General features: G+C 63.4%; 10 protein-coding genes. 5 read left to right on the top strand and 5 right to left on the bottom strand.

The annotated features are described in order from the left end of the window. Nucleotides 1-36: 36 nt before the first annotated feature. Entirely contained in the window at nucleotides 37-750 is a 714-nt protein-coding gene (locus VCJ71_RS03600) for an SDR family NAD(P)-dependent oxidoreductase (RefSeq protein ID WP_324639161.1), read from the bottom strand. Next, nucleotides 747-2219, bottom strand: coding sequence for an amidophosphoribosyltransferase (gene purF / locus VCJ71_RS03595; protein ID WP_324639160.1), 1473 nt, complete (start codon nucleotides 2217-2219; stop codon nucleotides 747-749). The genes VCJ71_RS03600 and purF overlap by 4 nt, the downstream gene beginning before the upstream one ends. A gap of 194 nt (nucleotides 2220-2413) precedes the next feature. Here purF and VCJ71_RS03590 point away from each other — a divergent pair, with 194 nt between their 5' ends. Then, entirely contained in the window at nucleotides 2414-5356 is a 2943-nt protein-coding gene (locus tag VCJ71_RS03590) for a VIT domain-containing protein (RefSeq protein WP_324639159.1), read from the top strand. A gap of 18 nt (nucleotides 5357-5374) precedes the next feature. Here the strand turns inward: VCJ71_RS03590 and VCJ71_RS03585 are convergent, their stop codons facing one another. Next, the gene (locus VCJ71_RS03585) at nucleotides 5375-6559 is read right to left on the bottom strand and encodes a L,D-transpeptidase family protein (protein WP_324639157.1); all 1185 of its coding nucleotides are present in this window, start codon (nucleotides 6557-6559) and stop codon (nucleotides 5375-5377) included. Nucleotides 6560-6597: 38 nt separating this feature from the next. Further along, nucleotides 6598-7125, bottom strand: coding sequence for a hypothetical protein (locus VCJ71_RS03580; RefSeq protein WP_324639155.1), 528 nt, complete (start codon nucleotides 7123-7125; stop codon nucleotides 6598-6600). 236 nt (nucleotides 7126-7361) lie between these two features. Here VCJ71_RS03580 and VCJ71_RS03575 point away from each other — a divergent pair, with 236 nt between their 5' ends. Further along, nucleotides 7362-7634: a hypothetical protein gene (locus tag VCJ71_RS03575; RefSeq protein ID WP_324639153.1), complete on the top strand. Its 273-nt coding sequence runs from the start codon at nucleotides 7362-7364 to the stop codon at nucleotides 7632-7634. Between the two features lie 63 nt (nucleotides 7635-7697). Here the strand turns inward: VCJ71_RS03575 and VCJ71_RS03570 are convergent, their stop codons facing one another. Then, the gene (locus VCJ71_RS03570) at nucleotides 7698-9059 is read right to left on the bottom strand and encodes an ABC1 kinase family protein (protein ID WP_324639152.1); all 1362 of its coding nucleotides are present in this window, start codon (nucleotides 9057-9059) and stop codon (nucleotides 7698-7700) included. A 46-nt stretch (nucleotides 9060-9105) separates the two neighbouring features. Between VCJ71_RS03570 and VCJ71_RS03565 the strand changes: the two genes are divergently transcribed. The 3 genes from VCJ71_RS03565 (at nucleotide 9106) to VCJ71_RS03555 (ending at nucleotide 15614) form a co-directional block, all read left to right on the top strand. Then, complete coding sequence (locus VCJ71_RS03565) at nucleotides 9106-9552, top strand: DUF3429 family protein (protein WP_324639151.1); 447 nt, start codon at nucleotides 9106-9108, stop codon at nucleotides 9550-9552. Nucleotides 9553-9733: 181 nt separating this feature from the next. Beyond that, on the top strand, nucleotides 9734-11446 hold the full coding sequence (locus tag VCJ71_RS03560) for a site-specific integrase (protein ID WP_324639150.1): 1713 nt from the start codon (nucleotides 9734-9736) through the stop codon (nucleotides 11444-11446). Nucleotides 11447-11684: 238 nt separating this feature from the next. Then, nucleotides 11685-15614 carry a PIN domain-containing protein gene (locus tag VCJ71_RS03555; protein WP_324639149.1) on the top strand — a complete coding sequence of 1310 codons (3930 nt, stop codon included), beginning with the start codon at nucleotides 11685-11687 and terminating at the stop codon, nucleotides 15612-15614. The last annotated feature ends 88 nt before the right edge of the window (nucleotides 15615-15702 follow it).

Genomic DNA, 15702 nt, shown 5'->3' with positions numbered 1-15702 from the left:
GTGCTACCGCCGTTACACGGAGGTTTCCCAAGAGGGTTAAGGCGTATCAACCCTTTGCCGCAGCCCGGTTTCGAAATCGCTTTCGAGCAGATCCGCGACGTGGGCGGCCACGGTTTCCGGTGGCTTCACCGTCTGCGGGTCTTCGCCGGGATAGGCGCGGGCGCGCATTTCCGTGCGCGTTGCGCCGGGATCGATCGTCGCCACCCGCACCTTCGAAATCTTCTCAACTTCGTCACCATAGGCGCTGAGAAGATTGTCGAATGCCGACTTGCTGGCCCCGTACGCGCTCCAATAGGCACGCGGGGTCTCCCCGACACTGCTGGTCAGTCCGATGACGCGGGCGTTGCCGCTGCGCTTCAGCATCGGATCGAACGCGGCGAGCAGGCTTTGCGTGGCCAGCACGTTGACCGTCATCGCCTTGCTGAATTCCTTGCCGTCGATCTGGGTAACGGGCGACAGGTTCGGCAGGTAAGCTGCGCAAATGACGAGAATATCGAGCGTGTCCCACCGTCCGGAAATGGCCTGCGCCAGGCGGGCGACACCATCGCTTTCGGACAGGTCGAGCGGCGCGATGGTCGCACTGCCGCCGGCATCGTGAATGGCCTGTTCGACCTCTTCCAGGCCGGCTGCGTTGCGCGCAGTCAGGATTACATGCGCGCCGCGCGCACCCAGTTCGCGGGCGATGGCGGCGCCGATCCCCTTGCTCGCACCGGTGACGAGCGCGGTTTGCCCTGCCAGAGCGTCGCTCATGCCACCTTGCCCATCGGCAGGCCGAGCTGGTCGTCCGCGTCGCGCTTGCGCTCAAGGTCGGTCAGGCTGGTCGGGTAGTCGCCGGTGAAGCACGCGTCGCAATATTGTGGGCAGCCGCTGTCGCGCCCCTTGCGACCCACCGCGCGGTAAAGCCCGTCGATCGACACGAAAGCGAGGCTGTCCGCCTGGATGAATTCGCACATGGCATCCACGTCCATCCGTGCGGCGAGGAGCTTCGAGCGTTCGGGCGTGTCGACGCCGTAGAAACAGCTGTGGTTGGTCGGCGGGCTGGCGACGCGGAAATGCACTTCCTTCGCGCCTGCATCGCGCATCATCTGCACGATCTTGAGGCTGGTGGTGCCGCGCACGATACTGTCGTCGATCAGCACGACGCGCTTGCCTTCCACCAGCACTCGGTTGGCGTTGTGCTTGCGCTTCACCCCGGCATTGCGGGCGCTGTCCGAAGGCTGGATGAAGGTCCGCCCGACATAGTGGGAGCGGATGATGCCGAGTTCGAACGGAACGCCGCTTTCCTGCGCGTAGCCGATGGCAGCCGGGACGCCGCTGTCGGGTACGGGCACGACGATATCCGCCTCCACCGGCTTTTCCCGTGCGAGTTCCGCACCGATGGCCTTGCGCGCTTCGTACACCGACTGGCCGGCGAAATAGCTGTCGGGGCGGCTGAAATAGACATGCTCGAAAATGCAGGGCCGCGGGGCGGGGTTGCCGAAGGGGCGATGGCTGCGGATAGTGCCGTCGAAGTCGATTTCGAGCAATTCGCCGGGCTCCACCTCGCGTTCGAATTCAGCGCCGACGACGTCGAGCGCCACGGTTTCGCTGGCGAAGATCACCGCGTCGCCCATCCTGCCCATGACAAGCGGCCTGATGCCGAGCGGATCGCGGCAGGCAGCCATGCCGCGCGGGGTCATCACGACCAGCGCATAGGCGCCCTCGACGAGCCGGAGCGCATCGATCAGGCGGTCGAGCATGGTCGGATAGCGGCTCGTCGCGACGAGGTGGATGATCACCTCGGTGTCGCTGGTCGACTGGAAGATCGCGCCCTTTTCCACCAGTTCCTGGCGCAAGGTCATGGCGTTCGAGATATTGCCGTTGTGGCTGACCGCGAAACCGCCGCTGGCAAGCTCGGCGTAGAGCGGCTGCACGTTGCGCAAGCCGGAGCCGCCGGTCGTGGAGTAGCGTACGTGCCCGGCGGCCATGTGGCCCGGCAGCTCGGCAATCGCTTCTTCGGTGGAGAAGTTGGCCGCCACGTGGCCGAGCCCGCGGCGCGCGGTGAATTCGCTGCCGTTGTACGAACAGATGCCGACCGCTTCCTGCCCGCGATGCTGCAGGGCGTGAAGGCCGAGCGCGGTGATGGCCGCCGCATCGTCCGCACCGATCACGCCGAATACGCCGCACTCCTCGCGCAGGCTGTCGCCGTTCTCGTCATGAAATGGATGGTTGTTCGTCATCGGGCCGCCCGCGAAGCCTGTGTCCAGCGCGCTTGCCAATGGGCGTTCCCGTGAGAGATTACAACCCTGTGACAGCGCTTCGCCCGACTAGTTTTGCAGGGCCGGGCTTGCACCTGATGATATTTTGTATCATCTTCACATCCGGTTCATTTTCGCGCGCCAATTCAGTGCGGAACCGAACAGGGGAGAGTTCCATGCGTCGTTTCGTATCGCTCGTGTCGCTGATGGCCATCGCGGGGAGCCTGCCGATCATGGCCAGTGCACAGGACCAGCGCGCCTCACCCGCGCTAAGCGCCCGCGTCGACGGGGTCGTGGGCGAGGACAGCAAGCAGCTGCAGATCGCCTCGCTGGATATCGAGGTGACGCGCCGCGGCGGCCTCGCCATGACCGAAATGACCGTGCGGTTCGAGAACCCCGGCAACGAGACGCTGGAGGGAGAATTCGGCCTGACCCTGCCCGAAGGCAGCGTCGTCACCGGCTATGCGCTCGACGTTGGCGGGGAAATGATCGACGGCGTCCTCCAGAGCCGCGACCGTGCCCGCGAGGCATTCGAACGCAGGGTCGTCCGCCGGATCGATCCGGGCCTTGCCGAAGTCGATTACTCCGACAGGTTCGAAAGCCGGGTCTATCCAATCTTCCCGCGGCAGGGTCGCACCATCCGGATCCGTTTCTCCAGTCCGCTCGATGCGAACGGCGAATACATCCTGCCGCTCGATAGCGGGCAGGTGGGTGCCATTACGATGCGCGTTCGCGGCGTGGACAGCGCGCCGGGCCGCGATTTTGCCTGGACGCAGGATGGCGGCGCGTGGGTCTATCGCGCCGGAGCGGGCGAGGTCGAAGGCACCATCCGCTTCACCGCAGAGCCAGCCGACGGCCTGACCCTGAGCCAGCACCCTGGCGAGGGTCAGTTTTTCGAACTTACCGGCGACTTGCCGCCCGCGCCGGAAGCCGGGCGCGACAACTTGGTTATCATGTGGGACCGCTCGGTCTCGCGGCTCGACGACGAGCTGAAGCGCGAAGCCGAATTGGTAGAGCGCCTCGCCCGCCGCCTCGATGCGCGCAAGGTCACGATCCAGTTGTTCGACAGCCGGGGCGACGAGGCGATCGAAGTCGATGCGCGCAACGTGGCCGACACGCTGAAAGCCGTCCGCTACGCCGGCGGGACGAGCTACGAGTACCTCGCGACCCCGATCAGGGACACCAGCGGGACCTGCGTGGTCTTCTCCGACGGACGTGCCACGATAGGTCAGCGTCGCGGGCTTGGCGGGACGCCGTGCCGCGTGAGCTTCGTGACGTCCGGCGGGGAGGCCGACAAGCCGTGGCTGGAGGCAGAGGCGCGGCGTATGGGCGGGGCCTTTTTGGACCTGAGCGCCGTGAACGACGACAAGGCGATCGACCTGTTGATGTCGCCGAGCGCCATCCCCTTGGTCACTGACGGAGAGAAAGTGGCGATCGAAACGCGCAGCCTGCCGGCCGGGGAAGGCCGCTATCGCCTGGTCGGGCCGATGCCGACCGACGGCCGCCTGCAGGTCAACGGACGCATGATCCCCGTAAACCGCATGGCGGTGCCAAATTTTGCCGCGCCCGGTGCGCTCTGGGCCGCTCAGCGGCTCGCGACGGTGCGCGATTCCATGACCATCGAGGAATTGGCCGAGGAAGCGCGGCGCTGGTCCGTCGCGACCCCGGGCGTGAGCTTCATCGTGCTCGAAACGCCGGAAGATTATGTCGAGAGCGGGTTCACGCCGCCCGAAACCTATCCCAAGGCGCTCCGCCAGCAATTTGACGCGATCAAGCGCCAGCGCGCGGAATTCGATGCGCGGCGCGACCGGGCATTCTACGAAAACATCGTCGCCATGTGGGAACAGCGCAAGGAGTGGTGGGAGACCGGCAAGGCTCCCGCCGACATGGGAAATCCGGGCGTTCCGCCGCCGCCGGTGCCTGTCGCCATGGTGGAGGAAGCGGCGATGGATGAACGACGGGCACCCCCGCCGCCCGCGCCGCCGCCTCCCCCTCCGCCGCCACCGGCGCGCATGGCACCGCCGCCGCCGGTCGCTCCGCCTCCGCCGCAGGACGCCTCGAACATCATCGTGACCGGCGGTGCGCGCACTCAGTCCGCAGTCGAGCGGGTCACCACGGTCGACGTCGCCGAACCCGAGGCGGAGTTCGGTTTCCGCCAGGCCACGGCAAATGGAGTGGAATACGCGGAAGACGGCGCCATCGAAACCGCGGAATGGGCCGCAGACCGGCCTTACATTGCGGCTTGGGACGCTGCGGGCGACAATTGGGCCGATGCGGTGGCAGACACCGCGAAGGAAAACGGGGACCTGCCGCTATTCTACCTCGACCTGGCCGAGTGGCACTGGTCGAACGGGCGCAAGCAGGAAGCCTTGCGTGCAGCAGAGGCTGCGCTCGAATTACCGGCGCGCGACAACCAGACGCTGTTCATCGTCGCCCAGCGCCTGCTGCGGTATGGCGATCCGGATCGCGCGATCTGGCTGCTGGAACAGCTGGTCGAGCGCGAAGCCGAACGGCCCCATCCGCTGCTTGCCCTGGCTGACGCCTATGCCAAGCGCGGCCGGGCGATGAACAATCGCGCCAACCTGCAGAAATCGCTCCAACTGTTCGTCGATGCGGGCATGAAGCGCTGGCCGGACGAATACGGCCGGGTCAACGAATATGCCCTGGCAGAGGCAAACGCGATTATCGTCGCGCTCGGCGGGCGGGACCTCGGCGTGGCGCTGGACGACAAGTTCATCGCCGCCCTGCCGCTCGACATGCGGGTGGTGGTGCAATGGAACACGCCGCGCACCGATCTGGACCTGTGGGTCCGCCAGCCGGACGGGCAGGAGATTGGCTACAGCAACCGCACTTCGAAGGAGGGCGCGCGTTACCTGCACGACGTGACGCAGGGTTACGGCCCGGAAGAGTTCATGATCCGCAAGGCGCCCGACGGGACGTACCGGATCGAGCTCGACACCTACGCTGCCGACCGGCGAAATCCGAACGGTCCGTCGACCGCGACGGTGCGGATTATCCGCAACTTCGCTACCCCGCAGCAAAGCGAGGAGCTGATCGACGTGGAAATGCTGCCCAGCGAGGACGGGCGCCGGCTCGTGGGAACGGTCGAAATCGACTGATCCAGAGGGGGCGGCGGTCTAGAAGTCGAGGAAATCGGCCGTGACGCGCGACATCAGCCGGGCGTCGCGGCCGTAGAAATCGTCGCGAAATTCGATCCGTCCGTCGACCGGCGCGGCGGTCAGGTAGGTGATGAAGACCGGCACGGGCTTCGGCAGGGGCACCATCAGGGATGCCTCGTCGCTACCTTCGCCTGGTTTCTCCCCGTCATGTAGCCACCGGGCGAGGCGCGGCGCGTCCTGCAGCCTTACGCAGCCTGCGCTGAATGCGCGCATGTCCTCGGTAAACAGCTCGCGCGACGGCGTGTCGTGCAAGTAGATTCCGAGCGGATTGGGGAACATGAACTTGATGTCGCCCATGCCGTTGCCGGGGCCGGGCAGTTGCCGGACGCGCAAATCGAAGTCGCCATCGGCCACGGCCTGCCAGTCGACCTTCTTCGGGTCCAGCGGCTCGGCCTCTTCCGTCCAGTCCGACAGGGGCTGGAAGCCGGTGCGCTCGATATAGGGCAGGCCCTGGGCCAGCACCTTCGGCGCGATATTCCGCCGCACTAGGTCGGGCGGGACGTTCCAGAAGGGTCGCACTTCGGAATAGCGGATCAGGCCGGCCATCATCGGCGTGGGATCGGTTTCCTTGCCGACGACCACGCGCATGGTGCCGACCGGCTTGCCATCCTCGTACATCGTCAGGATCTGTGCCGCGCTATCGACGACGATGTATCGCTCGCCCGGATCGGCGGGAATCGCCTCGAGCCGTTCGATATTCAAATCGATCTTGCGCTTGTAATAGCTGTGTCCGCGATTGAGCGCGCGGATCATGTCTGCATCGACGACAGCAGCAGCCGGCAAACCATGGGCCTTGCGATAATCGCGGACCCGTGCGGCCAGTTCGGCATCGAAGCCGGTCCCAGCGGACAAGCCGAGACGCTGGCGCAGCTGCGCCACCCGGACGGATCGGTCGCCTGCCCGAAGGGCCTCGCCTTCGCTCAGGGTCGATTGGGGGAGGTCGCCCCAATCCGCATCGAATGCCTCCGCGGCGCGGCGCAGGTCGCGCAGGATCGCATTGTCGTTGCTTGCCGAGACGCGCGGGCCGGGTTTCAGCTCGCTGTCGACGTAATACATTTCCGTCTCGCCGGGCCGCGCAGCGAGGCTGAGGGCGTTACCGGCGGAATCGGCAAAGGCCGGCGCACTCAGGAGCGCGCCGGCCAATGCTACGGTTATAAAGGTCTTGCGTTGCAAGTTTTACCTCAGCCGCGTTCGCCCACGCGGGGCGCGGGTGCCGGCATCGGGGCCGGTGCAGGAGCCGGGGCCGGCTGCGTACGCACAGGCGGCGGGGGCGGGGGGGCAATGTTGTTCACGCCGAGGGCGGTCCACTGTGAAGCGGCGCCGCAGCTGCTCATCATCGGCATGGCCTGGCCGGCCACGAAGCGGTTGTTGTAGTCCCAGCATTCTTCGGCACCGCCGGCCATCAGGCACAGGTCGCCACCGCGAACGGCCCAGGTTGCAGGCATGGACATACCGTCCATCGAGCGGATGGTCGCCGTGCCATTCTGCATGAACATCACATTGTTGGTGGTGCCGTCGGCAAAGCGGACCTGAACGGTCTGGCCATAAATTTCAGCGCCCATCGGTGCGGTCTGTGCGGCCGCTGCCGAAGAAAACGCGATACCCAGCGCACACGCGCCAGCTGCAAAAAGAGCTTTTTTCATTGTTATTCTCCTGTTGGGTTTCAATTCACCACGCAGCTGGATCGGGAAACCGCCTTCACCGCTCAAACAGTCTCCACCCACCAGCGTTCCCAAACAGTGAAAGAAACTTCTGCTTTTTCATGGGCTGTGGCAGCAAAACCACGGCTGAATGCGGAAGCTCAAATTTCTTTCGATTTCTCTGGAACTTTCATGCGGTTGTAGCTTTAGGAGGGTTAGCACGCAGCTACCGCCGGCCCTGATCGTTCGTCTACAAAGCGAAAATGCGGGTTTGGATAATAGAGATACGAAAAGGAAGGGATGGAATGACAAAGACCAACAAGATTACGAGGGCTTCCGTAGCGGCAGCTTTTCTCGCCACCTCGACGCTTTTGCCGATCCAGGCAAATGCGCAGAGCCAGATTGAATCGCGCGTAAATTGTCAGGGTGCTGACGGCTGCGTCCTGCCGATCGGCATGGAAGAAGAAGCTGCCGGCATGAACTGGCTGCTTCCCGCACTGCTCGGCCTGGCAGCGATCGTGGGTGCGATCATCCTGCTTTCCGACGACGATGACGACGAAGTTCCCGTCTCCGTCTGATCCAACGGAACAACAAGTTTCGAAAGGCCCGGCAGCGATGTCGGGCCTTTTTCTTTGCGGTTTCTAGTCCTGCGTCGGTGTGAGTGTAACGGGCGGACTGTCCGCCAGGACTTTCTCGACCCGTCCACGCACATCGACCACCGCCTTCAGCCTCGCGCCCAGCAAAGCCGTGCCGCTGACCTTTCGCTGGACGAATACGACCTCCGGTGGCGGCAGGTGCCAGCTCGCCTTGTCCCTCGCTATCGCCATGCCTTCGTCACGCAGGACGGCCACGAACGCACGATCGCCGAAATCGAATGGCTCTTCACGGGTCAATTCGGCCATGATGACATCCGTCATCCGCTCGACCCGGTCCGGATGTCTTTCGAGCACGACAGGGTTCACGAATCCGCTGTCGACGGCAGCTGCGACCGCCTTCTCCCGCTCTCCGGCAAAGCCGTGAGTAAGCATCGCGCGATAGGCTCCGGACAGGCGCGGCTCGACAGGTCGCGTCGCGCCGAAATCGAGCAGGACGATGTCCTGCGTATCGGCGCGGAACCGGAAGTTCGCGAAATTGGGATCGGTCTGCATGACGCGAAACTCGAAGAGCTCGCGCGCGACCAGCGACAGCAGGCGGCCGAAGACTTCGTCAATAACGTCCTGCGACTGCGCCTCGAGGTTCTCGATCGGCTCGCCGGTCTCGTAGCTCATGACGAGGACCTGCCTCGTGGTCATGTCCGGATAGAGGCGAGGGACAACGAACCCCCGCTCGCCCGCAAGTCTTTCCGCATAAAGGCGCATCTGTTCGCCTTCGCGCAGGTAGTCCGCTTCCTCGTGCAACTGCTCCTTGGCGGCCGCGAGAAGCGGTGCGATATCGAGCTCCTTCGGCAGCAGCCCCGAGATTCGCAACAGGGATGCGACATTGTCGATATCGGCATCGATACTGTCGCGCACACCGGGATACTGCACCTTGATCGCCAGCTCATCGCCGTCGCGGGTGAGGGCGCGGTGGACCTGCCCGATGCTGGCGGCGGCGATCGGGCGGGGCTCGAAGCGGCGGAACTGCCTGCGCCAGTCCTTCCCCCATTCTTCTGCCAGCACCTTGTCGAGCTGCCTTGGCGGCATGAAATTCGCCTGGTCGCGCAGGGTGGCGAGGATGGCGGAAAGCTCCGGCGGCAGCAGGTCGCCGGCGTCGAGCGAAATCATCTGGCCCAGCTTCATCGCCGCGCCGCGCAGCTGCGAAAGCTGGTTGGTCAATCGTTGCGCGTTGCCCGGCGTCAATGCCAGCTCCTGGAGGGTCGGCCGCTCCCCGGCGGCAAGCTTTCGCGCGCCCTCCGCCAGCATTCCGCCTGCAACACCGCCGGCCAATTTGCCGAAACCGGACAGGCGGGACAAACGCGAACTGGGAACCGCGCGATAGCGGTCCGGCTTTTCATCTTCGGACATGGGGCCCGATATGGGGCCGTGACGGGGCGGAACAAGCGGAGGCGGCATGGAAGGCAGCACCAGACTCGTTCGGGCAGCAAAGGCGCTCGGTTACGCAGGCCTCCTGCCGCAAGCGATTGCCGCCGCCGTCGTGCTTTCCGGCAGCGAGTGGCGCTGGGTCGCAGCGGCCTGCGCGTTTGCATACGCCGCGCTGATCTTCAGTTTCCTCGGCGGGGTCTGGTGGGGCGCTGCCGTGCAGGCGGCAGAGCGGCGCACATGGGTCTTCATCGTCGCCGTGGCCCCGAGCCTGATTGGACTTGTCCTCTATTTCCCCTGGACGATCGGATGGGAATGGCCCGGCCCTGCGCTGTTGCTGCTGGGCCCGCTTATCGGGCTTTCTCCCCTCGTCGACCGGGCGCTGCGTTACGGCGGCGGGGACTGGCTTAGGCTCAGGCGCAACCTTTCGATGGGCCTTGGCGCGCTGACGCTACTGGTGGGGATCGCGTTGCTTTGAAGCGGGGTGCGGTGTGCCCTGGCCGGGCGCCGCAGGTCGCAAAATGGTCGGGGAGAGAGGATTCGCATCCCGTCTAAATCTACCTCCTTGATACATATAACCTCTTGAACGACTGTGGGTTTTCCGTGCATCGGTGTAGCATCAGACTGTCACATCACCGAGTCGTTCAATGCCCCATGTCGTGAAGCGCCCCGGCTCTAGCAGCTGGCAATACCGCGAAGCAGTCCCAGCTGACGTCGAGGCCATACTGGTAGCGCGAACCGGCAAGAGGCCGTCCGACGCGATGAAGTCTTTGCGGACAACCGACAAGCGGGAGGCAGAGCGCCGCGTCGTCGCTGTCAGGGCGAGGCAGCACGAGGTGTGGGACGAAATTCGGTCATCATCGGCAAGGGTGCCCAACATCCCCACGCCGAACGCAATGATCGAGGCAGTGACTGCGCATGTCCACAAAGGCTTCCTTCGCGTGCAACGGGAAAAGCTCCGCGCAGAATTGGCAGAAGAGGGCGTCGATCTGTCGCTGCTCGCAGCAAAGAAGCGACGCAAGAGGGCAGAGGTCGCGCTTATGCCCTCACCAAACGATATTGGTGAAATGGAGCACTTGGCGGCTGCCGTTGCTCGCAAGGAGGGCTGGAGCGTCGCACCCGGCAACGGTGTTCAGGGTGAGCGCTGGAACGAGCTTGTGGCCTTGGTGACGAAGACCGTCCAGCTCGCTCGATCAGACCTCGCCGACCTTATGGACGGGAAGGATGCAAATACAGATCACCGTGCGGTCGTTGAGCGACTTGGAGGATGCCGGCCCTCGACCACAGTGGCGCCGCCCGACGAGGACATCATGTCGCTGTTCGACCAGTATGAGCGCGAGAGGCTTCGCGAAGGTAAGCGCGCCGACACGCTCACATCGGAACGCAAGACCATAAAGCACTTCGCGAGGTTTGTGGGCGAGCAGATCACGGTATCTGCGATTTCTCGGTCGCATATTCGCGATTTCAAGCGCGCGCTGTCGGAGGTGCCTCACCGATGGACAGCGCGAGACGAGCTGAAGGGTATGGCGCTCGCCGACGCAGCGCGGACTTGGGCGGCGACTGGAGGCGAGACCAGGTCGGCAAGGACGGTCAATCGTGAGGTGTCCGAGGTCAGTGCGTTCATCGCATGGCTGAAGAAAAACGACTACGTCGAGGAGAACGTGGCGACGGGATTTCGCACGAGGATCGACAAGGCCAAGCGCAAATATCCGCCTTACTCAGACATCCAGCTCAAGGAGCTGTTCTCAAGCCCCTTATTCGTCGGGTGCCATGCCAAAAAAGAGCACCAGTCGGGTGATGAGAAGATTCGTGACTGGCGATTCTGGCTTCCACTCTGCGCGCTCTATTCCGGTGCCCGCGCTGGCGAGATCGTGCAGCTGGAGACAAACGACATTAGGCAGATTGAGGACGTCTGGGTCTTCGATTTTAACGATGAGGGGGCCAGCATCGACAAGAAGCTGAAAACGGCTTCGTCCCGGCGCATTGTGCCAATCCATCCTGCTCTGATTGAGCTGGGTTTTTTGGACTACGTCAGACTGCAGGTCCGAACGGGGAGTCAGCGCGTTTTCAGTGACCTGTTGCCGGGACCTCGCGGTGACTGGAGTTACAGGCCTTCCAAATTTTGGGCGCGCTACCTCGAACGCATCGACATGAAGCGACCCGGACTAAATCTTCATAGCTTCCGGCACTCATTCGCCGACGAGTGCAGGCGAGCAGGGGTCGAGGAAGGTGTTCTGAAGGCACTACTCGGGCACGCCGATCACTCACAGACCGGACATTATGGCACGCTTGCGTTGGGCAATCTTCGACAGCGGCATGAGGCCATTAAGATGGTCAGCTACGGACATTTGCACGTCACGAGGAGAGTTTAAATGCTCTGACATTTTAAGATTTGCGCAGACGCAGTGTCTATCTGCGGACGCACCGGTCGTCCGCCGCCTTTGAATGAACAAGGTATAATAGCGGCTTCACTTAACGGAAATGGCGCTTGGGTAGATTCTCACTGCGGAACGGCTGAACATCTATCCTGAGAGTGGTGCATTAGCAAAGCGGGGAACATATCGTGCGAGAAGGTAGCGAGGTGCATCTCTGGGTAGCTATAGTGTCCGCATGAGATCCAGTAATGTCATTGGCATTCCAGAGAGTTCCGACGCGTTCGAGGACCGCTGCGCGGTCCTATTCCGCCGGATCGTCAACGATCCCAACTTGAAGGGCGTGGCGACCTCGGGTGCCAAGCAAGATGGTATCGACCTCATTGGAGCCCGCGACGGTGATTCCTACCAGCCCGTCTCCGTCCAGTGCAAGCTCAAGAAGCGCCGAGACCGGCTTAGCGTCTCAGAGGCGAGGTCGGACATCGACCGATCGCTCAAGATCGAACCAAAGCTCACCGAAATCTACGTCGTCACCACCGCGCCGGACGACTTGGCGCTGGACAAGCTCGCGATCTCTATTCGGCAGCAGCAGGCCGACCTCGGCCGGGCCGTGCAAATTCAGATCTGGGGCTGGGATGAGCTGCAACGGCGCATCCGACTCTATCCCGAAGCGGTTCGGGCCTTTGACCCCGAATATAGCGCTTCTACCGACGAGCTGCTGGGGCTTGGCCGGGAGAACGTTCAAGTTACAAGGGAGACGACGGCGGAACTCGCGGCTGCGCGGGCCGACCAGCACCTAATGGCGGCAAACGTGGAGCAGATCCTCGCCATGGTGAGAAGCGCTGACACGGGCAGCGGCGCCGCACTGGACAAAGTCTTCGACCAGCAGATCGACCTATTTCGCGACCTGCTAAACCAGGGTCGTCCTGACACCGCGGGTCAAATGCTCACTGATCTGGAGTCAAAGCTGCCGGAGACCGCATCTAACGCTGTCCGGTCGCGGGTCCGCGCCTACCTCGGCTTCGCGCGAATGCGCCAAGGGCAGGACGCCGAGGCGTCCGCGTTCCTCCACGAGGCATACGAGCTCAATCCGACTGATCGCAAGGCCCGCGCGAACCGCGCCTTGGCGCTGATGCTGGAGGGGAAGTTCGACGACGCTATCGAGAGTTGTCGAACGCTCTTGGAAGAGGATCCGGGAGACGCGCTGGCGGCATCTTTCGCATATCAGGCAGCCGCGATGCACGAAGACCTGGTCAATCCCGACACATTCGTCCCGCCCGATCTACGCGTCGACGAGAATACCGCGGTCAATCGCCTCAACATGCTTCGGCGGCGGGGCGACGACGCATGGATGGCAGCGGCAGCGGATCTGCTAACGGCCCATCCGAAATCGGGCCTCGCTCAACGGTTCGCCGCAGAGGCCATTCTCGAGGAGGCGTTCGCTGCCTTCTCCTACGACCTGCCGCCGGAGCGGAGCCGCGAACGGCGGGCTCGCATCGAGCGGGCCGCGGAACTGCTGCAGGGGCATTGGGATCAAGTCCGCCTTTACGAAAACGCCGGCCAAGACGTCTGGGTTGGCGCCGGCGTCAATCTCGTCACCGCCTACCGGAGCCTGAGCTTACGCGACGACGCAAGGCGCGTCTCGGATCAGGTGTTGGCGATCGCTCCCGAGTTGCCCGACGCCCTGCTGGCCGCTGCGCACCTGGATGTGATCGACGATAGTCCGGCGAAGGCGATTGAGCGGGTGCGCGATCTTCCTGAGGGCTCGGGTCGGACAATGGTCATGCTCGCAGCGATGGCGCACACACCGGACTGGCAAGACGTCATTGCGTTCGCGACGCCCGAGCGCAGAGCCGGCGTCTGTAGAGAGGACGTGCGTTTCTTCGATACACTGGTGGCGCGGGCGCGTATCGAGACTGGAGCCGCCGACGCCGGTAAGGCATTGCGCGGTCTGATCGAGGCGTGGCCAGGCGATGAGACGGTGCTCGCGGGCGCGGCTCAGACTGCGTTGCCATACTCTCAGGACTTGGCGAAGGAACTCTTGGGAACTCTGCTATCGGGTTTCACGAACTCGACGCCGCTCTCGGTCCGGCTGATGGCGGCGGAGGTCGCGGTCGATCTGGACGACGCCGTCTCCGTGATTACCGCGATCGATACGTTCGTAGACATGGGCACACTCTCCAGCCCGCTGGCCTGGCTCGCGTGGGCCTATGCCAATGCGCCAGTGACCCCGCGCACCCGCGCCTTCTTCGAGGCGCTGCCTGACGCCATTCTCCTCGAACCTAATATCGCCCGCATGGCCGGCGCCGCCGCCAACGCCCGCGGCGACATCGATGGAGCCGAGCACCATTTGCGACGGGCCCTAGACCACGATCCCGGAGACCTTCGGGCGCGCTTGATATTATACGGCGTTTATATGCGCGCGGACCGGCGCGACGCCGCGCACGATCTCGCTCGCGAGGTTGACGAACGGAGCGTCGAGGGGTCGCCTCAGGAGCGAATGCGGCTCGCGCTCATGCTGCGCCACGCCGGCGAAGACATGCGGGCGTTAAACCTCGCGTATACCGTGGCGTCGAACAACCGTGCCGACGAGAAGGTTATCCAGATGTATCCGGGCATCTTCTTCACCAGCGAGCGGCTTCCTTCGGAGATCCGCATGGTCGGCCCTGCCGAGGTCGGGGACTGGTTTGAGCTGGAGGAGATTGATGGGGGCAAGAACGTCAGCGGGATAATTTGGGACGAGGTGACTCCCGAGGTAGCAAACTATTCACCCGGGCAAGTGCTGGCGCAGCAAGTCCTTGAGGCCAGCGCCGGTGACGAGATCATCGTGCCGCAAGGAATCGGCGAGCCACGTAGATATCGGGTCAAAGAGGTTAAGCACCGCTTCGTCTGGCTGCTGCACGACATCATGCACACCCACGCTACTCGCTTCCCGCAGTCACAGTCGATGGGCTCGATCACGATGCGGGAAGGTGACGTCCAGCCGGTGCTCGACATGGTGCGTCAGCATCAGCAGCACGGCTTTGAGATTTGCCGGAGCTACCGCGAGATGTCGTTGCCGCTGGAAGCGCTGGCGGCGCTAAACCACATGAGCGTTCTGCAGGTCGCAGAACTGATCCCCCAAAATGGTGGCGAAATCCAGACGTGCCTCGGCGGGCAGGAAGAGCGGGAAGCAGCTGAACTGGCCTGCTTCCGTGCACGCGGCAAGGGCGTGGTCCTCGACACGCTGACCGCATGGTGCGCCCACCATTTGCATCTCCTCGAACCGATGCGTAGGTTCTTTGGCACTGTCGCTATCCCGCAGACCACCATAGATGAATTGCTGCAGATGCGGGCGAAGGAGGAATTGCACGCCGGCCGCGAGTATATGACGCTGGGCTACCAAGGGGACCAAGCAGTCCGCCAAGTGCACTCGGCAGAGGAAACGCAGAGCAGGATCGAGCTTTTCAACGCGACCATCGAAGCGCTGCGCGCGAATTGCGTCGTGCTGCCTGTCGAGGGATCGGACGATCCCGAACTGGCGCGCCTGCTGCACCGCGAGGTGGTCGAGAGCATCCTCGATCCTCTTTTGATCGCGAAGCAGACAGAGAGACTGTTGCTATCTGATGACCTGCACCTCCGACAATTAGCGGCTTCACAAGGTTTCGCGAACGGTGCGTGGCTGCAGGCAGCGGCCCGCTCGATGCTCGCAGCCGACGTGATCGACCGGACCGCCTACGCCGTATGTGTTGCAAGCTTGGCATCGCGTCGTCACGGACACGTTTCGCTTGACGGGGACGTTCTGATTGCGATGCTGCGCCACGAAAGCGGCCAAGTCCTGATCGACGCCGCCGCAAACTATATCGGCGGACCACGCGCCGAGATCATGTCCCACGCCTACGCCGTGGCAGACTTCTTGAACAAGGCGTGGTCGAGCGGCGCACCGTCGTGGAGGGCTGGGGCTGCGGCGAGCGTGCTAATCACACGTCTGATTTCTAAGCGAACAGAATGGTGGGAGACCCTCGAGCTGCTGAACCGCATGTTCGGCCAAGCGGCGGGTCTCGGCAGTCGCCCCGATCTGTCGCGGTCATATCTGCGAGATTGGATACTCGGCCATTTCTTGCGTAAGCCGAAGGTGGTAAATAAGCGGACAGGTCGGCGACGTGGAGGTAAACGACGCGCCAAATAAACGTTAACAGTCTTGAATTTGCATTTCTTATGAACCCTCGACGCACTTCGGTTCATACAAAGTGGGGTTGCCTCCTAAAAGGCGGTTT

It is taken from the genome of Pseudoblastomonas aquimaris (assembly GCF_035481675.1).
Taxonomy (GTDB): domain Bacteria; phylum Pseudomonadota; class Alphaproteobacteria; order Sphingomonadales; family Sphingomonadaceae; genus Alteriqipengyuania_B.
Note: the sequence above shows the minus strand (reverse complement) of the source record. Positions and strands in the feature narration are given on the sequence as shown.

Excerpts from the sequence above, each read along its gene's own strand:
- VCJ71_RS03565 (WP_324639151.1), top strand. The coding sequence starts at position 9,106 with ATGGAAGGCAGCACCAGACTCGTTCGGGCAGCAAAGGCGCTCGGTTAC.
- VCJ71_RS03590 (WP_324639159.1), top strand. The coding sequence starts at position 2,414 with ATGCGTCGTTTCGTATCGCTCGTGTCGCTGATGGCCATCGCGGGGAGC.
- VCJ71_RS03600 (WP_324639161.1), bottom strand. The coding sequence starts at position 750 with ATGAGCGACGCTCTGGCAGGGCAAACCGCGCTCGTCACCGGTGCGAGC.
- VCJ71_RS03575 (WP_324639153.1), top strand. The coding sequence starts at position 7,362 with ATGACAAAGACCAACAAGATTACGAGGGCTTCCGTAGCGGCAGCTTTT.
- VCJ71_RS03570 (WP_324639152.1), bottom strand. The coding sequence starts at position 9,059 with ATGTCCGAAGATGAAAAGCCGGACCGCTATCGCGCGGTTCCCAGTTCG.
- purF (WP_324639160.1), bottom strand. The coding sequence starts at position 2,219 with ATGACGAACAACCATCCATTTCATGACGAGAACGGCGACAGCCTGCGC.
- VCJ71_RS03555 (WP_324639149.1), top strand. The coding sequence starts at position 11,685 with ATGAGATCCAGTAATGTCATTGGCATTCCAGAGAGTTCCGACGCGTTC.